Consider the following 23,559-nt stretch of genomic DNA (forward strand, 5'->3'; position numbering starts at 1 on the left):
GCTTCGCCCGGGTCCGGCCGTGGCGCGGGGATACAGTCGGGCCATGCGCCATCGCAGGGCAGTGTTGCTGGTTGCGGTTGTCTCGATGCTCGTCCCGCTGTTCGCCGGTTGCCCGGGCAGCACCGTCGACGACCGGGTGCGCGGGCAATGGCACGGGGCGATCGAGGTTCCCGGCGCGCCGGTCGTGGTCGCGGTGGATTTCACCGGCCGGCACAGCGGACGGATCGATATACCCGCCGAACGGGTCACCGACCGCGCCCTGACCGACGTGGTGGCCGAACCCGAGCGGGTGGAGTTCGGCGTGCCGGATATCGCGGGCGATGCGCGGTTCGCGGGCCGGCTCGACGAATCGGCGGATGCCATCGTGGGTGATTTCCGCCGGTCCGGGCACAGTTACGGGCTGCGCCTGAGCCGTCGGCCGGTCGGTCCCCCGGCCCGCCCGCAGCAGCCCGTGCCGCCGTACCCCTATATTTCCGAGGACGTTTCGTACCCGAGCGGCAGTATCACCGTCGCGGGCACGCTGACCCGTCCCGCCGAGGCCACCGATCCGGTGCCGGCGGTCGTCCTCATCGGTGGCAGCGGACCACAGGACCGCGACGAGGAGATAGCCGGGCATCGGCCCTTCCTGCTGCTGGCCGATACCCTGACCCGCGCCGGGTACGCGGTGCTGCGCACCGATGATCGCGGGGTCGGCGGTACCGGCGGCAACCTGAACCAGGCGAACTACACCGACCTGGCCGGTGATGTCGAGTCCGGGGTGCGTTTCCTGCACGAGCGCCCAGAGATCGACTCCGGTCGTATCGGCCTGCTCGGGCACTCCGAGGGCGGTTATCTGGCACCGCTGGTGGCCGCGCGGCCCGAGAACGGGATCGCTTTCACCGTCCTCATGGCCGCACCCGCCGTCCCCGGCACCGATATCGTCTCGGCCCAGGGCCGCCGGACCTTCACCGAGGCCGGTGCCACCCCTGAACAAGTGGACACCCATCTCGCCTTCCTGCGGGACTGGACCGCGGCGCTGCGGGCCGGCCGGCTCACCAAGGCCGCGCGGCTGTCGGAGACCTACAACCGCACGCTGCCGGCACACCTGCGCACCATCTCCGAAATACTCACCGGCGAGAACACCCCGTATATGGCCGCGCTGGTCTCCTACGATCCGGCCCCCGCGCTGTCCGCGTTACGGATGCCGGTGCTGGCGTTCTTCGGATCCGCGGATGTGCAGGTTCCGCCGGCGCAGAACGCACAACCCATGCGTGATCTGCTGGGCGCCGGGCCGGACGCCACCGTCACTGTGCTGGACGGGCTCAACCATTTGATGCAGCCCGCCGGATCCGGTCTGCCCGGCGAGTACGCGTCCATCGAGACGACCATCGATCCGGCGGCCCTCGAGACGGTCACCGGCTGGCTGGGCGCGCGGGTTCGAGGGGACTGACCGCCCACCGAAGGGGCACACCTGCACGCTTAGACTGTGGGCCATGAGCGCACCCACCGTCGAACTCATGGATTACGCCGAGGTCCTCACCCGGTACGAGCCGGTGCTCGGCATGGAGGTCCATGTCGAGCTGAACACCGCGACCAAGATGTTCTGCGGTTGCCCCACCACCTTCGGCGCCGATCCCAACACCCAGGTCTGCCCGGTCTGCCTGGGCCTGCCCGGTTCGCTGCCGGTGGTCAACCAGCAGGCCGTGGAGTCGGCGGTGCGGATCGGCCTGGCGCTCAACTGTTCGATCACCCCGTGGGGCCGGTTCGCGCGCAAGAACTACTTCTACCCCGACCAGCCGAAGAACTACCAGATCAGCCAGTACGACGAACCCATCGCCACCGACGGATACCTCGACGTCCCGCTCGACGACGGCACCACCTTCCGGGTGGAGATCGAACGCGCGCATATGGAAGAGGACACCGGCAAGTCGGTGCACGTCGGCGGCGCGACCGGTCGTATCCACGGGGCGAGCCACTCCCTGCTCGATTACAACCGGGCCGGGGTACCGCTCATCGAGATCGTCACCAAACCGGTCACCGGCGCGGGCGAGCGCGCGCCCGAGGTCGCGCGCGCCTACGTGACCGCCCTGCGCGATCTGCTGAAGTCCTTGGATGTCTCCGATGTCCGGATGGAACACGGATCGCTGCGCTGCGACGCCAATGTCTCGCTCATGCCGGTCGGCGCCGAGGTCTTCGGCACCCGCACCGAGACCAAGAATGTGAACTCGCTCAAGAGCGTCGAGGTCGCGGTCCGGTTCGAGATGCGCCGCCAGGGCGCGGTCCTGGCGACCGGCGGCGAGGTGATCCAGGAGACCCGGCACTTCCACGAGGCCGACGGTTCCACCTCTCCGGGCCGCCGCAAGGAGACCGCCGAGGACTACCGCTACTTCCCCGAACCCGATCTGGAACCGGTCGCGCCCGACGCGGCCTGGGTGGATGAGCTGCGTGGCACCATTCCCGAATATCCGTGGCTGCGCCGCGCGCGCATCCAGTCGGATTGGGGTGTCTCCGACGAGGTGATGCGCGATCTGGTGAACGCCGGTGCGCTGGATCTGATCATCGCCACGGTCGATGCCGGCGCGCCCGCCAAGGAAGCGCGCTCCTGGTGGGTCGCCTACCTCACCGAGAAGGCCAACGAGCGCGGTGTCGCCCTCGAAGACCTGCCGATCACCCCCGCCCAGGTGGCCGAGGTGATCGGCCTGGTGGAGGCCAAGACGGTGAACAACAAAGTCGCCAAACAGGTGGTCGACCTGGTGCTCGACGGTGGAGGCGATCCGGCCCATATCGTGGAGAGCAAGGGCCTGGGCATGGTCAGCGACGACAGCGCGCTGCAGGCCGAGGTCGACAAGGCGCTGGCCGCCAATCCCGATATCGCCGACAAGATCCGGTCCGGCAAGGTCCAGGCCGCGGGCAAGATCGTCGGTGATGTCATGAAGGCGACCCGGGGCCAGGCGGATGCGGCCCGGGTCAGAGAACTGGTGCTCGCCGCCTGCGGGGGCTGAGGCGACCTCGATCTCGTGATCATTGCGGTTGGTCCGCCTGCGCGGACCAACCGCGGGTGCCGGGCAACGTCCGGAAAATCCGGGCACCGCCTCCTTTCGGTAGTGGGTGGCGGCGGGGACCGAACCTACCGGTCCCGCGCCCCTCGCAGGGGCAGCTCCGCCCTCGGATCCCCCGGTCTTCAGCGAGGCAGAACGGTGTGGACGCGATGGATATGGTTGCCGAACTCGCTCATGTACCCGCGCAGGAATTCCTCGGTGGAGGCATTGCGCACGGTGCCGTCGTCGCCGAAGACCTCGGGTGTGTAGTGGATGTAGGCCTCGGGGGCGGTCATCTGCCGCGCGTTGCAGAAGCTCAGCACCGCGCGCAGGCTCTGCTGGCCGACGGCCGTGCCGATCGCGCCGATGGAAGCGCCGATCACGGCGGCGGGGATGTGGTCGAACGAGTTCTCGCCCCATGGGCGTGACGCCCAATCGATCGCGTTCTTCAGCGCGCCCGGGATCGAGCGGTTGTACTCGGGGGAGACGAACAGCACGGCATCGACCCCGGCGATCGCGTCTTTGAGTGCGATCCCTTCGGGTGGATAGTTCGCGTCGTAGTCCTGGCTGTAGAGCGGCAGGTCTCGGATGGGGATCTCGGTGAATTCGAGATTCTCGGGGGCGAGCTTTATCAGCGCCCGTGCCAGCACCCGATTGATGGATGTGGACGAGAGGCTGCCGACGAAGTAACCGACCTTGTAGGTGCCCATGGTGAATTCCGCGCTTTCTACTGGTAGTACGGCGTGGTTGTCCGGCGTGTGAGGGTCGGTCGGCGTTACGGGGCCGGCCATCGGCTGGTTCTGGATGAGTCACATGTGACGAGCATGCCCCTCGAGACGTCATATTCTTGCAGTTCAGGGCACTTTTCTTCGTGATCGACACGGTATGCCGCCGTTGCTGCGTGAGGGCGCGAGTGCGTACCGGGGTCGTCTTTCAGCGATGCGAAAGCGCCCGTTTCGGTTTATCCTAGTGCTAGGATAGGCGGGTGGAGCTGACGCCGTCCGAACTGATCGTGCTGGGTCTCGTCATCGAGCGCCCGCAGCACGGCTACGACCTGGAACAGGTCGTCGAGCGCAGGGGGATACGGCAGTGGACCGAGATCGGATTCTCATCGATCTACTACCTGCTCGCCAAACTCGAGAGGCGCGGGTACGTGCACGTCCCCGAGGCTCCCGCCGCCGCGAAGGGCCGACGTGTCTTCCATGCCACCGCGGCGGGACGGGAGGTGGCCGCGCGTGTGGCGCTCGCGCTCGTCGCGGAGGCGCACCCGGTACCGAATCCCTTCCTCGTGGGTGTCTCGAATCTTCCGCTGCTCTCCGAGCCGGAATACACACAGGCATTGGCCGACAGGCTCGAGCGGGTCCGAGCACGTATCGCCGCGATCGAGGCGGCGGCGTCCGCGCAATCCCCCCTCGCGCCACCCGCGCGCGAGGTCTTCTCCTATTCGCTGAGCCTCCTGGAGGCAGAGAGGTCGTGGCTCGCGCAGCGAGTCCAGGTGCCCGATGGTGGACAAAACGGCTGACAAGATCGACTTCAAGAAGGAGATCGAGGCCTATCGCGCCCGGCAGGGCCGATTCCAGGTGGTGGACGTGCCCGATCTGCGGTACCTCATGATCGACGGGCACGGTGATCCAAATACCGACCCCGCCTTCGCGCACGCGACCGAGGCGCTCTACCCCCTGGCCTACGCCCTCAAGTTCGCCAGTAAACGCGAACTCGGGCGCGACTATGTCGTCATGCCGCTGGAGGGACTGTGGTGGGCCGACGATATGGATTCCTTCACCGCCGCGCGTGACAAGTCCCGCTGGGACTGGACGTTGATGATCATGGTCCCGGACTGGATAGATCCCGGCCTGTTCGCGGCCGCCGTCGAACAGGTCGCGGCCAAGAACCGACCGGCGCGGCTGCTCGATGTACGCCTGGACGGCCTGTCCGAGGGGCGCTGTGTGCAGACGCTACACATCGGCTCCTACGATGACGAGACCGAGGTACTGGCACGAATGCACCATGAATTCTTACCGGAAAACGGGTTTCGGATGGTCGGCCGGCACCATGAGATCTATCTCGGTGACGCTCGCAAGGTGGCGCCCGAGAAACTGCGCACCATCCTCCGGCAGCCCGTCCAGTGCACCTAGGACCTGATCGCGCTGTCGACTTCGCTGAAATATTCCGACATCAACCTGGTCGCCTTGGGTGAATCGAAAAACGTATCACCATAATCATCGTAGTACCACGCGAAGCCTTCTGCCCAGGTTTCATGGGGTCTTTCGATCCATCGGTCGATGGCTTTGCCTGCTTGCGGAGATCCGTTTTCGATGATGTCTCTCATCGCGGGTATGTGAACTCGTTTTATGTAGTTGTCCCTGTCTGCGGACATGCGCGACATCAGATCGTCGGTGGCATGTCCGAACTCGTGCAGGATCGAATTACTGTACTTTCGTGTATATCCGTTCCCGTGTAAGAGGGCTCGGTGGTCGTCGAGGTATATTCCTGCTATTCGCTTGGATTCGTTTCCTCCCAAGCTCATCAACGCCATGACGGGCCAGTTGTGGCGATTCATGTACCGATGTCCCAGATCCAAGGTATCGGCGTCCCCGACCCATATTCCCGGATCGCGCCAACCCGCTCGATCGGTTGCCCCCATGAAATCTCTCATCTTGAGATGTAATTGCGCGGGCAGTCGCACGATCAACTCTTTGGCATGCACCCCGGATACCGCCGAGTAATCCGTGTGATACAGATCGCCGTAAATGTTCTGCATCAGGCGATCGCTCGCGACAGCATCCTCGACGGATGTGTAGATCGGATGCCCGAAGAAGGCGTGCGGTGGTGACGCGAATCTATTGGATACGATCACGCCGTCCTTGGATACGAATGTGTCCGCTGCCGCTTCAACTGTGCGCGAAATGGGCCGGATTACTCCCTCGCCGGTGAAACCGGTGAACGATTCGGCCACGTCGATGAGGCGTTTGGCGGCCTGCTGCCATTCGCGCGATGTCAGAGAAGCCCTCCTGCTCGGGGTGCGCAACCGCGGGGTGTGTTCAAACCGCTGTGCGGCGGCCGCCGCGACACACCACCACTCCGTAACCGGACAGGCGGCCCACTATACGCGGTCTGCGCTCGACGTAGGCGACAGTGCTGCGTGAAGAGCGCCGAGTGCTCGAGCCCGGTGGCCCGATCCCCGAACTCGAAACTCGTCCGCCCAGTGGCCCGGTGAAACCCGTGGTGGAGTTGGGCATGCGAGTCGTGGTGCCGCTGCCGCGGCAGATCGTGGCGCGTTAGTCCGGTCCGCCACCACCGGCGGACGGCGGCGGGATGCGCACCACCCGGTCGTCGTTCGGTGTCGGCTCGCCACCGTCGGATTTGTTGGCCGTAGACACCCAGATGGTCCCGTCCATCGCCGGAGACGCGCCGAGCAGGCGGCCGTATTTGTTGGCGACGAAAACGCTCGGCGGTGCGGTGACCGCGTAGGTCTTGGGGTCCGGCGTGGCCATCGCGAGCGCTTTCGCGTCGGTCAGCGAAATCGCCACGCCCTCGGGAGTTACCGCGCACCCCGCCACGCCCGGCCGGTCGGGCCAGGTCCAGGCGGTGGTGACCACGCCGTCGGGGCCGATCCGCTGGAGCCGGTCCATGGCAGGGATGCGGTCGGTGATCCAGATCTGGTCACCGCCGAGGCAGATATCGCCGGCCGAGCCGATCCCGGCGACCGCGACCTCGGTGGGCGCGTTCCCGTTGGAGCTCGGATTGTTCACCCGCAGTAGCTTTCCGGCCGTGCTCCCGGGATCGGCGGCTGCGGCGGGATTGCCGGTGTCGCCGGTGAGCACCAGCATCTGATCGGGTTTCGACCATTCGATCGCGCCGCGATTACCGTTGGCGCCCTTGGGGATTCCGGTCAGAACCGGTTTCGCCGGGCCGCCCTCGGCGAAGCGCACCACCCGATTGTCGCTGGGTGTGGTGATATAGGCGTAGATCAGCCCGTCCTCGGCGTAGGTGGGGGAGATCGCGATATCGCTCAAACCGCCGTCGCCCGCGGGGTCGACGTCGACCCGGGCCACTTCGATCGGCTGCTGTTCCGGCGCCACCTGCAGGATCCGGCCGGTACGGCGTTCGGCCACCAGCGCGTACCCGCCCATCTCGACCAGTCCGCCGGTGGTGTCGAGGCAGCTCACCACCACGGCCGGGTCCGGGTCGATACACGGACCGCTGGGCCGGGTGGTGGAACTCTCGGACTGCTGGGGTTTCTTGGGCTCGAGTTCCGCACCGTCCAGCGTCGGTTCCGGGGTGAACGGACTGGATGCGGAATCGTCGAATCGGGCGCAGCCGCTCAGCACCAACGCTCCGAGTACCAGCCCCACCGTCACGCGCCGCGCGCCAACCGACCTCATAATCTCCCAACGTAGTGGAAACGACGCCGACCGTGCCTCGAAGCCCCTGCCGCGGCGGGAAGCGTCCATTCGGCACGGGTACGTCCGCTCTGCGCCACGCAGCCGGCACGTGGCACGGACACGCCGCCGATTCAGCCGGTGCCGGGCAGTTCGTCGGCTTACTGTTGAGGAGTGAGTGCCAAGGCGAGAAACGGGTCCGCGTCCTCCGAGGCCGCGGGGCCCGGGAATCTGTCTACCGGGGAGCAGCGCGCGGTGTCGACCACCGCGGGCGGGGTCGGAAGTCCCTACGATTCTCCGACCGGCCAGTTCCCCCCGGTGGCCATGACGAAGGAGATTCCGGTGAACGCATCGGCGACCACCGGTGGCACACCGGCCGACACGCCCGGCCCCGGTGGCCCCGGCGCCCCCGGAAACCGGGACGACACCTACGACTATGCGAGCATCCCGCCGGCCGGTAATCAGCCCAACGGGGGCCTGCGCCGCCGCAACGGCGATTTCCGCCGCGGCACCCTCGACTTCGGGCTCTTCATCCTGCGGCTGGTCGTGGGAGCCACCTTCCTCTATCACGGCCTGCAGAAGCTGACGGGCTGGTTCCACGGTCCCGGCCTGGACGGCACCAGAACCATGATGGAGAGCAGCGGCTGGAAACATCCCTCGCTGGCCGCCGCCATGGTCACCGCCGGTGAGGTGGGCGGTGGGGCGCTGCTGATCCTGGGCCTGGCCACGCCGCTGGCCGCGGGCGCGGTGCTGGCGGTGATCCTGGACGCCTGGTTCTGGAAGCAGGGAATGCATCCCGGATTCCAGTACAAGGCCGGGCCGGGCGCGGTGGAGATGGAGAGCATTCTCCTCGGTACCGCGGTCGCTGTCCTCTTCACCGGGCCCGGACGCTGGTCGCTCGATCGCGGGCGGGGCTGGGCGGTCCGGCCGGGCGCGGGATCGTTCGGGGTCTTCGTCTTGGCGGTCGCCGCCGCGGTGCTCACCTACTGGTGGCTCCAGGACGGCAACCCGCTGACCGGTATCGGTCCCTTCGACTGACCCGGCAGACGCGAAGGCGCCCCCTCGGTTCCGTAGGTTCACGCGGTCGTCGCAACACTCCGTTCCTGGAGGTTGCGGCGACCGTGTCGTTCTGGTGAGGGGGCGGCCTTATCCGTCTTCGCCGGGATCAGGGGACGTGCCGGACCGCGCCCTTGTCGGCCGAGGTCGCCATCGCGGCATAGGCACGCAGCGCGGTGGTGACCGGCCGTTCCCGGTTCTGCGGCTGCCACGGCCGCTCGCGGGCCTCCATCTTGGCCCGGCGTTCGGCCAGAACCGCTTCGTCGACGACGACCTCCAGGGTGCGGGTCGCGACATCGATGCGGATCCGGTCGCCGTTCTCCACCAGGCCGATCACCCCGCCGCTGGCCGCCTCCGGCGAGATATGGCCGATCGACAGGCCCGAGGTGCCGCCGGAGAACCGGCCGTCGGTGATCAGGGCGCACTGTTTGCCCAGGCCCGCGCCCTTGAGGAACGCGGTCGGGTGCAGCATCTCCTGCATCCCCGGGCCGCCGGCCGGGCCCTCGTACCGCACCACGAGCACATCACCGGGCCGGATCTTCTTGCCCAGGATCACCGAGACCGCTTCCTCCTGGGATTCGACCACTACGGCCGGGCCCTCGAAGGAGAACAGTTCCTCGTCGATACCGGCGGTTTTGAGCACCGCGCCGTCGACGGCGAGATTGCCGCGCAACACGACCAGTCCGCCCTCGGCGGTGTAGGCGTGTTCGATATCGCGGATGCAGCCGCCCGCGGCATCGGTGTCCAGCGACGACCAGCGGTTCTCGGTCGAGAAGGGTTCGGTGGTGCGCACCCCGCCCGGGGCCGCGTGGAAGAGTTCCAGCGCTTCCTCGGACGCCCTGCCGGAACGGATGTCCCAGGTGTCGAGCCATTCGTCCACCGAGGCGCTGTGCACGGTCGTGACATCGGTTTCCAGCAGCCCGGCCCGGCGCAGCTCGCCGAGGATCGCTGGGATACCGCCGGCCCGGTGCACGTCTTCCATGTGGTAGTCCGAGTTCGGTGAAACCTTCGACAGTGTCGGCACCTTGCGGCTGATGGTCTCGATGGTGTGCAGATCGAAATCGATCTCGCCCTCCTGCGCCGCGGCCAGCGTGTGCAGGACGGTGTTGGTGGACCCGCCCATCGCCACGTCCAGAGCCATGGCGTTGCGGAAGGCTTTCTCGTTCGCGACATTGCGCGGCAGCACCGAGGCGTCGTCGTCGCGGTACCAGCGGGTCGCGATATCGACGACGATCGTGCCGGCGCGCTCGAACAGGGCGCGGCGGGCTGCGTGGGTGGCCAGTGTCGACCCGTTGCCCGGCAGCGCCAGACCCAGGGCCTCGGTGAGGCAGTTCATCGAGTTGGCGGTGAACATGCCGGAGCAGGAACCGCAGGTCGGGCAGGCGCTGCGCTCGACCTCGCTCAATCCGTCATCGGTCACCGCGGAATTCGCGCTGGCCGAGATGGCGGTGATCAGGTCGGTCGGGGCCTGCGCGACCCCGCCCACGACCACGGCCTTACCGGCTTCCATCGGCCCGCCGGAGACGAAAACCGCGGGGATGTTCAACCGCATGGCGGCGTTCAGCATGCCCGGGGTGATCTTGTCGCAGTTGGAGATGCACACCAGCGCGTCGGCGGTGTGCGCGTTCACCATGTACTCCACCGAATCGGCGATGATCTCCCGGCTGGGCAGCGAATAGAGCATGCCGCCGTGGCCCATGGCGATTCCGTCGTCCACCGCGATGGTGTGGAATTCCCGCGGTACCCCGCCCGCTTCCCGCACCGCGTCGGCCACGATCTCACCGACGTCCTTGAGATGCACGTGCCCGGGCACGAACTGGGTGTAGGAGTTGGCGATGGCGACGATCGGCTTGCCGAAATCGGAATCGGTCATACCGGTGGCCCGCCACAGGGCGCGGGCGCCGGCGGCATTGCGGCCGATGGTGGTCGTTCGGGAGCGAAGCGGTGGCATGAGTGTCCTCGGTCGGGTCGCGGGGCTGAAAGTTGCGACAGCGCCGTACCGCCCGGCGCGGGGACCGCGGTCGGGTGCGATCGGCGATTTTCCAGGCTACTCCCGTTCGGAAGCGGGCTCGGGGCCGGTATCGGCAGCCCTGGAGGGGGTCAGGAGTCGTCGGAGTCGGCGCGCGTCTTTCCGGAGCCACCGGCTGTGGGCCGGTCGGAAGTCGCGTCGCCCGGCGCCGTGTCGTCGGAAGTCGCGGGACCGGGCGCCGTGTCGTCGGAAGTCGCGGGACCGGGCGCCGTGTCGTGGGAACCCGCGTCGTGTCGTGCCGCGTCATCGGCTGCGGCGGCGGGTACCGAGTCATCGGACGCGCCGACGGGCGCGGGACTGCCGGCTTCGGTGCCGGGTGTCGCGTCGTCGGTGCCGGGTGTTGCGTCGTCGGTGCCGGGGGTGGCGTCGTCGGTGCCGGGGGTGGCGTCCTCGGACGCGGTGATGTCGGTGGTGCCGGTGTCGGAGGCGGCCGGGGCCGGGTCGGGGACCGCGAACGGGTCCGGGATGCGCCCGCCGGAGGCGTCCACCAGATCACGCAGCCGGTCGTAGCTCACCGCCGGCAGCGGCACCTCGCTGTCGTCGTCGAGATGGGCGCGGACGAATCCGCGTTTTGGGATGCTCAGACCCTTCAGCTGCGCCCAGTCGATATGCCGGGAAGAGAAGACCGAGCGCAGATCGAGTCCGGCCGGCGAGACCGTCGTCTGTGTCCGCACGATCCAGACGAGCACGGCAAGGGGGATCAACGCGAGCCAGAACAACCCGGCCGGCCAGCCGACGATGGGGAAGAACACGCACATCGCGAGGAGGAACACCCCGAGGAAGGACAGACGTGTCGTGCGGATCACACGCTTGGGTTCGGGCGGTGCCGTATCCCCACCCGTTACCTCCGCGGCAGCGGGGTTGTGGGACGATTCAGGAGGTGGCACGGACTGATGCGGTGATGACACCTCACCATCCTCGCATCATGGTGGACCGGCGTGAGCACCCGCTACCTTCCCACATAATGGGAAGTCGGCGGTCAGCTGTTTGACTCCGCACCACACGCACACATACCGTCATGCGCGTGAATCGAAACGAGTTGCTCGTAATCGGCCGGCGCGTCCAGCGCTGAGCCAGACGATCCGGAGTCGAATACGTCAGCTCGCACTGCGACGCGCCACCCTCGAACAGCCGCCGGCTGTCGAGGGCTTTTTTATGTCGGGACCAGTGAACGACAAGCAGTAAGGAACCAAGACGGTGAGCGCACCAACTACCCGGCCCGGGCCCGCGGCCCGCAGGCCCGCGCCTTCGAACCCGTCGGCTCCGGCCGGCGCTCCGACCACCCAGGCCAACCGCCGCCAGGTCCCGCCCGAGCGGGTCACCGGCGCGCAGTCCGTCGTCCGCTCCCTCGAGGAGCTCGGCGTCGATACCGTATTCGGTATTCCGGGCGGTGCTGTCCTTCCTGTTTACGATCCGCTCTTCGATTCGACCAAGGTGCGCCATGTGCTCGTGCGGCACGAGCAGGGCGCGGGCCACGCGGCCACCGGATACGCCCAGGCCACCGGCAAGGTCGGTGTGTGTATGGCGACCTCCGGTCCCGGCGCGACCAATCTGGTGACCCCGATCGCGGACGCCCAGATGGACTCGGTGCCGATGGTCGCGATCACCGGTCAGGTCGGCCGCAGCCTCATCGGTACCGACGCCTTCCAGGAAGCCGATATCTCCGGCATCACCATGCCGATCACCAAGCACAACTTCCTGATCAAAGAGGGCGTCGATATCCCGCGCATCCTCGCCGAGGCCTTCTACCTGGCGTCGAGCGGCCGGCCCGGGGTGGTGCTGGTGGACATCCCCAAGGATGTGCTGCAGGAACAGACCACCTTCAGCTGGCCGCCGGAGATGCGGCTGCCCGGCTACCGTCCGGTCACCAAACCGCACGGTAAGCAGGTGCGCGAGGCCGCCCGGTTGATCGCCGAGTCCAGCCAGCCCGTGCTCTACGTCGGCGGCGGGGTGATCAAATCCGAGGCGTCGGCCGAACTGCTCGAGCTCGCCGAGCTCACCGGTATCCCGGTGGTCACCACCCTGATGGCGCGCGGCGCGTTCCCCGACAGCCATGAACTCAATATGGGTATGCCGGGTATGCACGGCACCGTGGCCGCGGTGGCCGCCCTGCAGAAATCCGATCTGCTCGTCACCCTCGGCGCCCGCTTCGACGACCGCGTCACCGGGCAGCTGGATTCCTTCGCGCCCGACGCGTTGGTCATCCACGCCGATATCGACCCGGCCGAGATCGGTAAGAACCGGCACGCGGATGTGCCGATCGTCGGCGACTGCCGTGAGGTGATCACCGAACTCATCGAGACGCTGCGCGCCGACCCGGCCGGTTTCGAACTCGACCTGACCGCCTGGCGGACCTACCTCGACGGCATCCGCGACGCCTACCCGCTCGGCTGGAGCAAGCCGTCGGACGGGTCGGTGTCGCCGGAGTTCGTCATCGAGACCCTGGGCCGCCTGGCCGGCCCCGACGCCATCTACTGCGCGGGTGTCGGCCAGCACCAGATGTGGGCCGCCCAGTTCATCAAGTACGAGAAGCCGCGGACCTGGCTGAACTCCGGCGGCGCCGGGACCATGGGGTACGCGGTTCCCGCCGCGATGGGCGCCAAGATGGGTCAGCCCGATCGCGAGGTGTGGGCGGTCGACGGTGACGGCTGCTTCCAGATGACCAATCAGGAACTCGCCACCTGCGCGGTGGAGGGTGTGCCGATCAAGGTCGCGCTGATCAACAACGGCAACCTGGGTATGGTCCGCCAGTGGCAGACCCTGTTCTACGACCAGCGTTACTCCAATACCGATCTCAAGACCCACGGTCTGCGGATCCCCGATTTCGTGAAGCTGGCCGAGGCCCTGGGCTGCCACGGTATCCGGGTGGAGAAGGAAGAGGACGTCGAGGCCGCGATCCGCGAGGCGCAGTCGATCAACGACCGTCCCGTGGTGATCGATTTCATCGTCGGTAAGGACGCCCAGGTGTGGCCGATGGTCGCCGCCGGCACCAGTAACGACGAGATCATGGCCGCGCGCGGTATCCGCCCGCTGTTCGACGAGGACGAGCAGGCCGCCGAACCCGCCGTCATCCACGAGGCCATGAACCGCGAGCAGGCCGAGACCGAGGGGAACCCGTCATGAGCACCACCCACACCCTCAGCGTCCTGGTCGAGGACAAGCCCGGCGTGCTGGCCCGGGTCGCCAGCCTGTTCTCCCGGCGCGGATTCAATATCGAATCCCTGGCCGTCGGCGCCACCGAGGTCAAGGAGATCTCCCGGATGACCATCGTGGTCACCGTGGACGATCTTCCGCTGGAGCAGGTCACCAAACAGCTCAACAAGCTGGTGAATGTGATCAAGATCGTCGAGCAGGACCCGGAGACCTCCGTGGCCCGCGAACTGATCCTGGTGAAGGTCCGCGCCGACGCCAGCGTGCGCACCCAGGTGATCGAATCGGTCAACCTGTTCCGCGCCAAGGTCATCGACGTCTCGCCCGACGCCCTCACCGTCGAGGCGACCGGCACCCGGTCCAAGCTCGACGCGCTGCTGCGCATGCTCGAGCCGTACGGCATCCGGGAGATCGTGCAATCCGGGGTGGTGGCCGTGGGCCGCGGACCGAAGTCCATCACCGCCACCCGCTGATCCGTGGCCGGGCGCACCCCGCGCCCGGCCGCATTACGTGCCTCGTTTACCGTTTCCCGCGTTTCGCGGGTTCGAATAAGTCAGAAGGGATACCACCAAGTGGCAGTCGAGATGTTCTACGACGACGATGCCGACCTGTCGATCATCCAGGGCCGTAAGGTCGCGGTGATCGGTTACGGCAGCCAGGGGCACGCGCATTCGCTGAGCCTGCGCGATTCCGGCGTCGAGGTCCGCATCGGCCTCAAGGAAGGCTCCAAGTCGCGGGCCAAGGCCGAAGAGGCCGGGCTGACCGTGGGCACCCCCGCCGAGGTCTCGGAGTGGGCCGACGTCATCATGCTGCTCGCCCCCGACACCGCGCAGGCCTCGATCTTCACCAATGACATCGAGCCCAATCTGAAGGACGGCGACGCCCTGTTCTTCGGCCACGGCCTCAATATCCACTTCGGCCTGATCAAGCCGGCCGCCGAGATCACCGTCGGCATGGTCGCCCCCAAGGGCCCCGGCCATCTGGTGCGCCGCCAGTTCGTCGACGGCAAGGGTGTCCCCGCCCTGATCGCCATCGACCAGGACCCGAAGCGCGAGGGCCAGGCCCTGGCGCTGTCCTACGCCAAGGGCATCGGCGGCACCCGCGCCGGCGTCATCAAGACCACCTTCAAGGAAGAGACCGAAACCGACCTCTTCGGTGAGCAGGCCGTGCTGTGCGGTGGCACCGAGGAACTGGTCAAGACCGGTTTCGAGGTCATGGTCGAGGCCGGTTACGCCCCGGAGATGGCCTACTTCGAGGTGCTGCACGAGCTGAAGCTGATCGTCGACCTGATGTACGAGGGCGGTATCGCCCGCATGAACTACTCGGTCTCCGACACCGCCGAATTCGGTGGCTACCTGTCGGGCCCGCGGGTCATCGACGCCGACACCAAGAAGCGGATGCAGGACATCCTCAAGGACATCCAGGACGGCACCTTCGTCAAGCGGCTGGTCGCCAATGTCGAGGGCGGCAACAAGGAGCTCGAGGGCCTGCGCAAGCAGAACGCCGAGCACCCGATCGAGGTCACCGGTAAGAAGCTGCGCGACCTGATGAGCTGGGTGGACCGGCCGATCACCGAAACCGCCTGAGCGGTTCGCCGACGAGCGCTGAAAGGGGCCCTTCCGCAGCTTGCGGGAGGGCCCCTGCCGTAACCGAGCCCTGTATTCAGATCATATTCTGATATACGATGTCATCGTGAGCCTGACTGCCGATGACCACGTCACCTTTTCCGACCTGTCGCGGCATCCCAAAGAGGTTGCCGAGCGAGCCACCCGGCTCGGCCGGGTGCGCATCACGCACCGCGATGCGGTGGATTTCTATCTCACGGCCGCCGACCGGCAAGACTTACGGGACGAGTCGCTATCGGCCGCTTCCCGGCTCTTTCTGGCCCTACTGAAACACGACGCGGCCGCCGCGACGCTGCGCTTGGCTATCCCGGATGTATTTCCCTGGGTGCGGCACCTCTCCGAAGAGGAAATCCGGGAATTCACGGTCGAACTGGCCGAAGTGCTCTCGGACGCAGCCGAATTGGATGCCGACCCCGCTGTCCGAGAGGCCATTGCGGGATGGCGGGCAACTGCGCGCATCAAGGCCGACCCGGACGGGTATCGCGCAGCGCAAACTCCGACCAGCGGTGATTTCGGCCCTGTGGACCTCACCATATGAGCCCGAAGCGTGGCGACCGGGTTACAGTGCCCGCGCCGGATGGCGAGTGGGAAGTCCGCTTCGGTACCACCGATGCAGTTCGTGGTTGGGAGGAGCTCTGTCGGCTGGCGCTGCCGAATACTCGCCGCTGTTTCGAGGTGCTTCGTGCCGACCCGCGCTCGCGTACGAACCCCGATCGTCAGCACCGACTGCGTGGCGACCTCGGCACACATCGGCACAATGGAGCCGACCTCGAGCAGTGGGAGTACGAGGTGACGAGCGGCGGCCGGATTCGATATGTGATCGACGACGGCAGCCGTACGGTATGGCTCGTCTACGCATCGCCGCGTCACCCCAAGGACACGGACCGATGATGCCACCCACGTGACCGGCCCGTACCGGAAGTTGGTGCGTTCCGAGTGGAGAACCCGCTCGACCGCGTAATGCGCCGCCGACTCGAACGGCGTGGTGGCTACCTGCCGGGCCCGCGGGTCATCGACGCCGGCACCCGCCCGATGAGTTTCGCCGTGCTCCCGGGTCTGTACCTGTACGTGCCCGATCACCGCATCCGAGGAGAGCGCCATGACCGCCACCTACACCTTCGACGTTTTCTCCAGCCTCGACGGCTACGGCTCCTACGGAGAAGGCGGCGACTGGGGCGGCTACTGGGGGAAGCAGGGTCCCGAACTGCTCGACCGCCGATTCGAACTGTTCGGCACCGAGCAGCGGATGATATTCGGCGCCAACACCTTTCGGCAGTTCGTGGAGATGCTGGGCGCGAGCACCGAAGAGTCCGGGGTGGGTGACCCCTGGGTCACCCGGATGCGGAACCTGCCCACGACGGTGGTGTCGAGTACTTTGGCGGGGTCACTCGACTGGCCGGACGCGACCATCGCGAGCGGAGACGCCGTCGATATCGTCGCCCGGCTCAAGGCGGAGTCCGAGTTGCCATTGCGGTCACACGGCAGCCTGTCGATGAACTGGGCGCTATTGGCCGCCGGCCTGGTCGACCGGGTACAGGTGACGATCTTCCCGGTGATCACCGGGCGGACCGGCACGGACCCGATCTTCGGCGGCGCGGCCGACTTCGATCTGGAGCTGATCGAGAGCCGGACGCTCGACGGCGATATCCAAGAGCTCATCTACCGTCCCACCCTGCACGTGTAACGTTCGGGCGGCGCTTCTCGCGCGCTCCCGCTACCACTCAGTCCAGCACGGCGTATGCCTCAACCTCGACCAGCACATCGGGCTCGAACAGGTAGTCGACACCTATCGCCGACAAGGGCGGCAACGGCTGGGGTATTCCGAGCTCCTCGACGACGCGCTCGATACCCGCGACGAAGTCGCTGTACTTGTCCGGGGTCCAGTGCGTGACGAAGAAGCGCAGCCGGACGACATCGGCGAAGGTCGCTCCCGCCCCCGCCAGCCCGCGTGCCGTATTGCGCAGGGCATGGGCGACCTGACCGGCGAGATCGCCGGTGGCCACGGGATTGCCGGCGGCGTCGCGCGCGATCTGGCCGGCCACGTGTACCTGCCGGGCGCCCGAGCCGATCGCGACATGGTGATACGGCACGGGGGCGAACATGCCTTCGGGGGTGAGCAACTGCACTGCCATGAGGGACCCTTTCATTGATCCAACCAGGTATCCGATATCTACCTGGTGTCCGAAGGGAACTTCAACGAGACTAGGTGTCATGCCGGAAACCGCGCCACCGCCCCCGGGCCCGCAACTCACGCAGGCCCACCGCGAACTGCTCGATCAGGTCCTCGACAAATGGTCGCTCCAGGTGCTCGACGCGCTGTGTGAGCACGGCCCGCTGCGCTTCAACGACTTGCGCCGGGCCATCCCGGTGGTGACACAGAAATCACTCACCACCGCGCTGCGGCGGCTCGAACGCAATGGGATGGTCGACCGGGTCGTCACAAACACCCGGCCGGTCGCCGTCGAGTATCGGCTGACGCCGCTCGGCCGGTCGCTACAGGACCTCATCGACGCGCTCCTGCGCTGGGCCACCGGCACCCTGCCCGAGGTCGAACGTGCCCGCACCCGGTTCGACCAGCAGGTGGAAGCCGGACAGGCCTCCCCACGTACGAGCTGAAGTGACGCGGGGGAGTCGACGAACCGTGCGGCCCCGGCGGCGCGGACCGACAGTGTCCGCGCCGAACCACGATCAGTAGGCTCGACGCCCGTATCGGATCGACCGATGCGAACCCGGTATGTTCGAGATCGCTCGACACCACAGGAGGATTCACGATGAATGAAGTCCACGGTATGTCGGTCGACATCCGGACCCCCGACGGTGTCGCCGACGCGTACGTCACCCACCCCGACGACGGGGCCGCCCACCCGGGAGTGCTGCTGATCCAGGACGGTTTCGGCCTGCGGCCCAGCCTGCGTGCCATGGCCGACCGTATCGCCGCGCACGGCTACACCGTTCTGCTGCCGAACGCCTTCTACCGGCACGGTCCCGCGCCGGTGATCGAGCTACCGGATTTCATCGACCCGGAGGCGCGGCCGGAGATCTTCCAGCAGCTCTTCCCGATGATCCGCGAGCTGACACCCGAGCTGCTGCGCTCCGATGCCGGAGCCTATCTCGCCTGGCTGGCCGCGGCGCCACAGGTCGCCGCGGGGAAGGTCGGTGTCACCGGTTATTGCATGGGTGCGCGACTCGCGGTGCTGGTCGCGGCCGCGTTCCCCGATCGGGTCGCGGCGGTGGCCGGATTCCACGGCGGACCGCTGATCACCGAGAGTGCGGACAGCCCGCATCTGCTCGTCGAGAACATCACGGGGGAGCTGTATTTCGGCCACGCCGGCGAAGACGTGGAGAAGGCGCCCGATCATTTCGATCGGTTCGACAAGGCGGTCGCGGCGGCCGGTGAGCGCCACCGCACCGAGGTCTACGAGGGTGCGAAACACGGCTACACCCAGGCGGATACCGCCGCCTACGATGCCGAGTTCGCCGAACGGCACTACCGTGAACTGCTGGCCCTGTTCGACCGCACTCTGCGGGGGTAGCCGAGCCGGGTCGTCGGGGTGGAGCTGTGCCGCCCGGCGGACCGGGCGAACCCGGTTACCGGCGGATTACGGTCGTCCGCCGGAAGCTTCGTGCTGTTGAGGCGCCACGCCGCCGAGCAACATATCGACGGCTGCTTCGATATCGGCCGCCTCGACCGGTTCGGTGCGTAGGAACAGGCGGAACCAGATCGCCCCGGCGAGCATATCCATGATCAGGCGGGGATCGGCCCCGTTATCGAGTTCGCCGCGTTCGACCGCCCGGCGGAAGATCGGGTGTTCGCGGGCGGCGCGGTCGGCGAAGAACATGCGGCCGATCGCCGCCAGCGACGGCCGACCGGGGGAGGCCGCCAGGACAGCGGCCGCGATGGGGGCGGTCGCAGCATCGGTGAGCAGGCGGTGAATGCTCCGGGCCGTCTCGACGAGATCGCCGCGGAGGCTGCCCGTGTCGGGCACCGGGAAAGTGAGCAGATCCGACCCGGTCAGCGCGGCGGCGAGCACCTCGTCCTTGGATTTCCACCACCGGTAGAGGGTCGTCTTGTTGACACCGGCCCGCAGCGCGACCGACTCCATGGTCAACCCCTCGTACCCCGCGGTGGCGAGTAGTTCGAGGGTGGCCGCGAAGATCGCCTCGGCCCGGCGGGGCCGGGCGGTCGTGCTCGTATCGGCTGCCTGATCCATATGGCGACAATACAACGCAACGTTGCGTTGCATAGCCGAGCTCGATACAGTGCAACGCAACGTTGCGTTGCATTTGGAGGTGTTATGGCTCTTCCCGTGGTTCTGGTGCACGGCATCCGGCTCAGTGGCCGCTGCTGGGTTGCCGTCGAGGCCGATATCGGCACCGAGCGATCCGTGGTGACCCCCGACCTTCCCGGGCACGGTGCACGTCGCGGCGAACGTTTCACCATGCCCGCGGCGATCGACACCGTCCGCGCGGCAATCGACAGCGTCGGCGGCCGGGCCCTGGTCGTCGGGCATTCGCTGGGCGGCTACGTCGCCATCGCGGCGGCCGCCGAACTCGGCGACCGCGTGGCCGGTCTGGTGGTCGCCGGGTCGACGCGTATTCCGAACGCCGCCCTGACGATTCCCTTCCGGATCGCTCATCTGCTCCTGTCGGCCCAGCGCGACGGAGGCGAGCGGCTCAGCCGCCGCCTCTTCGACGCCGTCCTCCCCGCGCAGGTCGCCGCTGCTGTGGCGGCGGGCGGTATCGCCACCGAAGTTATTCCCGATATCGCCAGGGCCACTGCAACTTTCGATCCGCTCGGCGAACTCCGTCGATACGCCGGCCCCGTCTGGCTGATCAACGGGAGCCGCGACCATTTCCGCGGTCACGAGCAGCGTTTCGCCGCGGCCGTGCCCCGGACGAGGCTGCTCGTGGTGCCCGGGGCCGGGCATTACCTGCCCCTGGCCGAACCGCAACGCTTCGCCCGCCTGATCCGCGATATCGCCGACGGTCGCGATCTCCGCGAGTCTTCGCACGGCCGCGGTGTCGACGGGGTGCGGGCCCTTGCCCCGCCCGCTTCTCCGTGACGTGATGATCGACCGGTCGGCCGAAATCGCTGTGGCACAAGTGTTTACAAAGGTCCATATGCGGCGGTGTGTCCCGAGGTGGTTAACTCGTTGCGGCGGACAGCGGCGCCGGAGCGAGGAGTAGATCGTGGCAGACCACAAGGGTTCGACGGACCTTCGGCAGGACCGGGCACACAGCGCCCGCATCTACGACTACTTCCTGGGCGGCAAGGACAACTATCCCGCCGACCGGGAAGCCGCGGCGAAGATCGAGCAGGCCATCCCGTCGGTGCGCGGCGTGGCGCGGGACAACCGCGCGTTCATGGTGCGCGCCGTGCGTCACCTCAGTGAGCTGGGGATCCGCCAGTTTCTCGATATCGGCACCGGAATCCCCACCGAACCGAACCTGCACCAGGTGGCGCAGGAGAGGACACCCGACGCCCGGGTGGTCTACGTGGACAACGATCCGATCGTGCTCGCCCACGCGCGGGCCCTGCTGGTCGGAACACCCGACGGTGTAACCCAGTACGTGCAATCCGATCTGACCGCCCCCGACCGGATCCTGTCCGCGGCCGCGGTGCGGGAAACCTTGGATTTCGACCGACCGGTGGCCTTGAGCCTCATCGCCCTGTGCCATTTCGTTCCCGGCGACCGCATCTACGACATCGTCGATACCCTCCTCGCGCCGCTGCCGTCCGGTTCGTACCTGGTGATGACCCATCTGACCACCGATTTCGCCCCCGCCATGGTCGAGGGCACCGTGCAGGCATACCGGCAGAGCGGGATCGAGATGGAGGCCCGCGACTACGCCGGAGTCTCGCGCTTCTTCCGTGACCTGGAGTTGCTGGAGCCCGGCATCGTCGCGATCGAGAACTGGTATCCCGAAGGGGCGCAGTCGCCGGCGGCCGAGGTCACCGAGCTGCCGACCGGTGCCCCCCGCCCCCCGGCCGCCGGCTACGCGGCCGTAGGCCGCAAGAAATAACAGTCGTCGATTGCCCGCAGCGCCCCCGACCCCGTGGTCGCGGTGGCGCCGCGGCGCACGACAAGGGAGTCGCAGACCTCGCCGCCGACGCGGTGAACCGCCCGTCGGCCCGCTTCCTCCTACCCGCCGCATGCGTCCTACCGGTCGCTTTCCGCCATCAACCGTATTGAGGCCGTACTGCGAGATGGACACGAAACAGTGTCGAGACCGCCGCTGCCGCCCCCAGCGTGGAATCCTCGAAGATCGACATGCCGTGAGCACGTGACAGGCACCCGGAGCCACACAGCGTTCGCTAGGAGGCGTGATGACCGCAGGTGGATTCGACCCCACATACAGCCCCACAGCAAGCCCCGCCGGCAGCATCAAACCCGCCGGCCTGGGCAAACGCGCGGTAGCCAGGTTCGTCGACTGGATCATCGCCGGCATCATCGGCGCCATCTTCTTCTGGCTCCTCGGCACGGTCTGGGACCTCCCCGACTGGGTCTCGGTCCTCCCCGGCGCCGGCTTCGGCTGGCTGTACTTCGTTCTCTTCGAAGTGTCCTCCGGCTCGACACCCGGCAAAAAACTCCTCAGCCTGCATGTCAATGGTTCGGGTACAGCACCGAAACCCAGCCTCAAGGACTCCGCGGTCCGCAACGCCTACATGCTGCTCAACCTGATCCCGTGGGTGGGCGGGTTGCTGTGGTTCGTCGCGGCGATCGCCATCGCGTTCACGATCAGCTCGAGTCCGACGAAGCAGGGTTGGCACGACAACGCGGCGGGTGGGACCCAGGTCATCGACACATAGTTTTGGTAATTCCGACGGCCGCTTGTCGCTACCGCACCAACCGGTGCGGTAGCGATAAGCGTTGTCGCACCGGTGAACGAGTCACCGTCGTCTTCGCGCTCGCGTTCGTCTCCGCGCGTATGTTGATCATCTGAGATCGTGTCGCAGAGGAACTGACGTTTCCGCATTGTTCGGCGTACGGATGTTACTGCTGCGGATCATCGCGGCGGATTCAGTCGCCATGTAGTCGTGGCACTCAGATACTGGACGAGATCTCCCGTATGAACGCATCCCACTCGGCCGGGGCGAAGACGAGCATGGGTCCAGCGGGGTTCTTCGAATCCCGGACACCGACCGCATCGGTCGCATGCGCGACCTCCACGCAATCTCCGCTCGGTTGGCTATAGCTACTCTTGAACCAGCTAACGCCGGTTAGATCCCTGGTCACGCGCCAAACTCCTCTGCGATCTCCTGTATCAGGCGCCTACTGTCGTCGGCACTCAACGCTACCGCGTGAAGATCTGCCAAGGCTTGCCTGTGGCGTTCGATCGCGCTGTCTTCCTCCAAGAACAGCGCTCCCGTAAAGCCCTCCACGAACACGACCGGCGGTTCCGGGGCGCGAGCTGTACGCAGGGTTGGGAACTCGAAGAGGGTGAACGACTGGACGATCAATCCAGAGTGCCCGCCGACACCGAATGGAATCACCCGGATGGAAACATTCGGCATCCTTCCCAGATCGACGAGGTGCTGAGCCTGACCGGCCATCACATGGCGTCCCCCCACCTGGTGTCGCAATGCTGCTTCCGAAAGCAGTACATCGATTGTGAACTGCTGATTCGCAACAAGTCTGCGTTGCCGCCTCTCCATCAGCTCGAGTCGCCGGTCGACGTCTACCGCCGGCATTTCGGGGTCGGCCGTCCGAACCAGCCACCGGCGATACTCGGCAGTCTGCACCAACCCGGGCAGGAGCGTCAGCTGGAATGCGGTCATCCGGGAGCACGCCTGCTCGAGGCTCATGAAGTGGTCGAAGTGTGGGTTCACCACATCGGCGTAGGTGCGCCACCACCCACGCGACGGATCGCCCTTCGCCACCTTCACTTCTTGGACAAGGCCCAGAACCTCATCCGTTACTTCGTCGTCGGCCCCATAGAACTCCAGTAGATCCCGGAACTGCGCGGTACTGATCCGAACCGGTTGCCCCTCTTCCAACCTCCCGATCCCTTGCTTGGACACTTCGATCGCCAAGCCTGCGGCCAACTGACTCTTCTTGGATTGGACCCGCAGTTCCCGAAGTCGCCGCCCCAAAGCGCGCCGTGGAAGAGTCGAACCAATAGCCATGCCCACCCTCGCTATCTCATCGTGGTCCAGTACGGACCTATGTTTTCTGGACCTACCCATACTGGACGCCTGGTGACCTGGCCGGATGGTCCCGAATAGCCTTTTCAGCGACCAGCTTTCGGTGTCTACTGTATCCACCCGATGACCGCAAACTCGGATAAACCCCGAGCGC

The 23,559-nt window shown here is 66.8% G+C and carries 25 protein-coding genes; 16 read left to right on the plus strand and 9 right to left on the minus strand.

The window, feature by feature from the left end; genetic code table 11:
- Nucleotides 1–43: 43 nt before the first annotated feature.
- Entirely contained in the window at nucleotides 44–1,429 is a 1,386-nt protein-coding gene (locus tag NS4_RS11875) for an alpha/beta hydrolase family protein (RefSeq protein WP_063059577.1), read from the plus strand.
- A 43-nt stretch (nucleotides 1,430–1,472) separates the two neighbouring features.
- Nucleotides 1,473–2,981 (plus strand): Asp-tRNA(Asn)/Glu-tRNA(Gln) amidotransferase subunit GatB, encoded by a 1,509-nt coding sequence (gene gatB, locus NS4_RS11880; protein ID WP_063059578.1) that lies wholly within the window; start codon nucleotides 1,473–1,475, stop codon nucleotides 2,979–2,981.
- 179 nt (nucleotides 2,982–3,160) lie between these two features.
- Here gatB and NS4_RS11885 read toward each other — a convergent pair whose 3' ends face one another.
- Nucleotides 3,161–3,727, minus strand: a complete 567-nt coding sequence (locus NS4_RS11885) for an NADPH-dependent FMN reductase (RefSeq protein WP_063059579.1) — start codon at nucleotides 3,725–3,727, stop codon at nucleotides 3,161–3,163.
- A 275-nt stretch (nucleotides 3,728–4,002) separates the two neighbouring features.
- Between NS4_RS11885 and NS4_RS11890 the strand changes: the two genes are divergently transcribed.
- Nucleotides 4,003–4,539, plus strand: coding sequence for a PadR family transcriptional regulator (locus NS4_RS11890; RefSeq protein WP_063059580.1), 537 nt, complete (start codon nucleotides 4,003–4,005; stop codon nucleotides 4,537–4,539).
- Nucleotides 4,523–5,152: a GyrI-like domain-containing protein gene (locus NS4_RS11895; RefSeq protein WP_245665298.1), complete on the plus strand. Its 630-nt coding sequence runs from the start codon at nucleotides 4,523–4,525 to the stop codon at nucleotides 5,150–5,152. Before NS4_RS11890 ends, NS4_RS11895 begins: the two co-directional genes overlap by 17 nt.
- Here the strand turns inward: NS4_RS11895 and NS4_RS11900 are convergent.
- Nucleotides 5,149–6,045, minus strand: a complete 897-nt coding sequence (locus NS4_RS11900; protein WP_157106013.1) for a hypothetical protein — start codon at nucleotides 6,043–6,045, stop codon at nucleotides 5,149–5,151. The two genes, NS4_RS11895 and NS4_RS11900, sit on opposite strands and share 4 nt — an antisense overlap.
- Nucleotides 6,046–6,173: 128 nt before the next feature.
- Here NS4_RS11900 and NS4_RS33645 point away from each other — a divergent pair, with 128 nt between their 5' ends.
- The gene (locus tag NS4_RS33645; protein WP_281218944.1) at nucleotides 6,174–6,299 is read left to right on the plus strand and encodes a hypothetical protein; all 126 of its coding nucleotides are present in this window, start codon (nucleotides 6,174–6,176) and stop codon (nucleotides 6,297–6,299) included.
- Here NS4_RS33645 and NS4_RS11905 read toward each other — a convergent pair.
- Entirely contained in the window at nucleotides 6,296–7,402 is a 1,107-nt protein-coding gene (locus tag NS4_RS11905) for a PQQ-dependent sugar dehydrogenase (protein WP_063059583.1), read from the minus strand. The genes NS4_RS33645 and NS4_RS11905 overlap by 4 nt on opposite strands.
- 339 nt (nucleotides 7,403–7,741) lie before the next feature.
- On the opposite strand from NS4_RS11905, the gene NS4_RS11910 reads away from it, so the two are divergent.
- Entirely contained in the window at nucleotides 7,742–8,437 is a 696-nt protein-coding gene (locus tag NS4_RS11910; RefSeq protein ID WP_245665300.1) for a DoxX family protein, read from the plus strand.
- 127 nt (nucleotides 8,438–8,564) lie between these two features.
- Here the strand turns inward: NS4_RS11910 and ilvD are convergent, their stop codons facing one another.
- The gene (gene ilvD, locus NS4_RS11915; RefSeq protein ID WP_063059585.1) at nucleotides 8,565–10,406 is read right to left on the minus strand and encodes a dihydroxy-acid dehydratase; all 1,842 of its coding nucleotides are present in this window, start codon (nucleotides 10,404–10,406) and stop codon (nucleotides 8,565–8,567) included.
- A 149-nt stretch (nucleotides 10,407–10,555) separates the two neighbouring features.
- The gene (locus NS4_RS11920; protein WP_245665302.1) at nucleotides 10,556–11,392 is read right to left on the minus strand and encodes a PH domain-containing protein; all 837 of its coding nucleotides are present in this window, start codon (nucleotides 11,390–11,392) and stop codon (nucleotides 10,556–10,558) included.
- A 289-nt stretch (nucleotides 11,393–11,681) separates the two neighbouring features.
- Here NS4_RS11920 and NS4_RS11925 point away from each other — a divergent pair, with 289 nt between their 5' ends.
- The 5 genes from NS4_RS11925 to NS4_RS11950 all read left to right on the plus strand — a co-directional run bounded on the left by NS4_RS11925 (nucleotide 11,682) and on the right by NS4_RS11950 (nucleotide 16,943).
- Nucleotides 11,682–13,607 (plus strand): acetolactate synthase large subunit, encoded by a 1,926-nt coding sequence (locus NS4_RS11925; protein WP_063059586.1) that lies wholly within the window; start codon nucleotides 11,682–11,684, stop codon nucleotides 13,605–13,607.
- The gene (gene ilvN / locus NS4_RS11930) at nucleotides 13,604–14,107 is read left to right on the plus strand and encodes an acetolactate synthase small subunit (protein WP_030521893.1); all 504 of its coding nucleotides are present in this window, start codon (nucleotides 13,604–13,606) and stop codon (nucleotides 14,105–14,107) included. Before NS4_RS11925 ends, ilvN begins: the two co-directional genes overlap by 4 nt.
- A gap of 111 nt (nucleotides 14,108–14,218) precedes the next feature.
- Nucleotides 14,219–15,220: a ketol-acid reductoisomerase gene (ilvC, locus tag NS4_RS11935; RefSeq protein WP_174552090.1), complete on the plus strand. Its 1,002-nt coding sequence runs from the start codon at nucleotides 14,219–14,221 to the stop codon at nucleotides 15,218–15,220.
- 106 nt (nucleotides 15,221–15,326) lie between these two features.
- Complete coding sequence (locus NS4_RS11940; RefSeq protein WP_063059588.1) at nucleotides 15,327–15,797, plus strand: hypothetical protein; 471 nt, start codon at nucleotides 15,327–15,329, stop codon at nucleotides 15,795–15,797.
- Between the two features lie 561 nt (nucleotides 15,798–16,358).
- On the plus strand, nucleotides 16,359–16,943 hold the full coding sequence (locus NS4_RS11950; RefSeq protein WP_063059590.1) for a dihydrofolate reductase family protein: 585 nt from the start codon (nucleotides 16,359–16,361) through the stop codon (nucleotides 16,941–16,943).
- Nucleotides 16,944–16,980: 37 nt separating this feature from the next.
- Here NS4_RS11950 and NS4_RS11955 read toward each other — a convergent pair whose 3' ends face one another.
- Entirely contained in the window at nucleotides 16,981–17,391 is a 411-nt protein-coding gene (locus NS4_RS11955) for a RidA family protein (protein ID WP_063059591.1), read from the minus strand.
- Between the two features lie 79 nt (nucleotides 17,392–17,470).
- Here NS4_RS11955 and NS4_RS11960 point away from each other — a divergent pair, with 79 nt between their 5' ends.
- On the plus strand, nucleotides 17,471–17,875 hold the full coding sequence (locus tag NS4_RS11960; RefSeq protein WP_063059592.1) for a winged helix-turn-helix transcriptional regulator: 405 nt from the start codon (nucleotides 17,471–17,473) through the stop codon (nucleotides 17,873–17,875).
- Nucleotides 17,876–18,030: 155 nt separating this feature from the next.
- A complete protein-coding gene (locus NS4_RS11965; RefSeq protein WP_063059593.1) occupies nucleotides 18,031–18,792 on the plus strand; it encodes a dienelactone hydrolase family protein in 762 nt (253 codons plus the stop codon).
- 66 nt (nucleotides 18,793–18,858) lie between these two features.
- Here the strand turns inward: NS4_RS11965 and NS4_RS11970 are convergent, their stop codons facing one another.
- Entirely contained in the window at nucleotides 18,859–19,470 is a 612-nt protein-coding gene (locus NS4_RS11970; RefSeq protein WP_063059594.1) for a TetR/AcrR family transcriptional regulator, read from the minus strand.
- Between the two features lie 84 nt (nucleotides 19,471–19,554).
- Here NS4_RS11970 and NS4_RS11975 point away from each other — a divergent pair, with 84 nt between their 5' ends.
- From NS4_RS11975 to NS4_RS11985, 3 genes are all read left to right on the plus strand, one after another.
- On the plus strand, nucleotides 19,555–20,322 hold the full coding sequence (locus NS4_RS11975) for an alpha/beta fold hydrolase (protein WP_063059595.1): 768 nt from the start codon (nucleotides 19,555–19,557) through the stop codon (nucleotides 20,320–20,322).
- A 127-nt stretch (nucleotides 20,323–20,449) separates the two neighbouring features.
- A complete protein-coding gene (locus tag NS4_RS11980; RefSeq protein WP_063059596.1) occupies nucleotides 20,450–21,283 on the plus strand; it encodes an SAM-dependent methyltransferase in 834 nt (277 codons plus the stop codon).
- A gap of 304 nt (nucleotides 21,284–21,587) precedes the next feature.
- Nucleotides 21,588–22,070, plus strand: coding sequence for an RDD family protein (locus NS4_RS11985; RefSeq protein ID WP_063059597.1), 483 nt, complete (start codon nucleotides 21,588–21,590; stop codon nucleotides 22,068–22,070).
- A gap of 235 nt (nucleotides 22,071–22,305) precedes the next feature.
- On the opposite strand, the gene NS4_RS11990 is transcribed toward NS4_RS11985, so the two are convergent.
- A complete protein-coding gene (locus NS4_RS11990) occupies nucleotides 22,306–22,497 on the minus strand; it encodes a DUF397 domain-containing protein (protein ID WP_063059598.1) in 192 nt (63 codons plus the stop codon).
- Entirely contained in the window at nucleotides 22,494–23,447 is a 954-nt protein-coding gene (locus tag NS4_RS11995; RefSeq protein WP_369690209.1) for a helix-turn-helix domain-containing protein, read from the minus strand. Before NS4_RS11995 ends, NS4_RS11990 begins: the two co-directional genes overlap by 4 nt.
- Nucleotides 23,448–23,559 lie beyond the last annotated feature (112 nt).

The sequence above is a fragment of the Nocardia sienata NBRC 100364 genome (assembly GCF_001613205.1).
Taxonomy (GTDB): Bacteria; Actinomycetota; Actinomycetes; order Mycobacteriales; family Mycobacteriaceae; genus Nocardia; species Nocardia sienata.

Bases quoted from the DNA above. Each gene is read 5' to 3' on its own strand.
- ilvD (WP_063059585.1), bottom strand. From the start codon at position 10,406: ATGCCACCGCTTCGCTCCCGAACGACCACCATCGGCCGCAATGCCGCC.
- NS4_RS11960 (WP_063059592.1), top strand. From the start codon at position 17,471: ATGCCGGAAACCGCGCCACCGCCCCCGGGCCCGCAACTCACGCAGGCC.
- gatB (WP_063059578.1), top strand. From the start codon at position 1,473: ATGAGCGCACCCACCGTCGAACTCATGGATTACGCCGAGGTCCTCACC.
- NS4_RS11875 (WP_063059577.1), top strand. From the start codon at position 44: ATGCGCCATCGCAGGGCAGTGTTGCTGGTTGCGGTTGTCTCGATGCTC.
- NS4_RS11970 (WP_063059594.1), bottom strand. From the start codon at position 19,470: ATGGATCAGGCAGCCGATACGAGCACGACCGCCCGGCCCCGCCGGGCC.
- NS4_RS11975 (WP_063059595.1), top strand. From the start codon at position 19,555: ATGGCTCTTCCCGTGGTTCTGGTGCACGGCATCCGGCTCAGTGGCCGC.
- ilvN (WP_030521893.1), top strand. From the start codon at position 13,604: ATGAGCACCACCCACACCCTCAGCGTCCTGGTCGAGGACAAGCCCGGC.
- NS4_RS11905 (WP_063059583.1), bottom strand. From the start codon at position 7,402: ATGAGGTCGGTTGGCGCGCGGCGCGTGACGGTGGGGCTGGTACTCGGA.
- ilvC (WP_174552090.1), top strand. From the start codon at position 14,219: ATGTTCTACGACGACGATGCCGACCTGTCGATCATCCAGGGCCGTAAG.
- NS4_RS11995 (WP_369690209.1), bottom strand. From the start codon at position 23,447: ATGGGTAGGTCCAGAAAACATAGGTCCGTACTGGACCACGATGAGATA.
- NS4_RS11985 (WP_063059597.1), top strand. From the start codon at position 21,588: ATGACCGCAGGTGGATTCGACCCCACATACAGCCCCACAGCAAGCCCC.
- NS4_RS11885 (WP_063059579.1), bottom strand. From the start codon at position 3,727: ATGGGCACCTACAAGGTCGGTTACTTCGTCGGCAGCCTCTCGTCCACA.
- NS4_RS11955 (WP_063059591.1), bottom strand. From the start codon at position 17,391: ATGGCAGTGCAGTTGCTCACCCCCGAAGGCATGTTCGCCCCCGTGCCG.
- NS4_RS11965 (WP_063059593.1), top strand. From the start codon at position 18,031: ATGAATGAAGTCCACGGTATGTCGGTCGACATCCGGACCCCCGACGGT.
- NS4_RS11950 (WP_063059590.1), top strand. From the start codon at position 16,359: ATGACCGCCACCTACACCTTCGACGTTTTCTCCAGCCTCGACGGCTAC.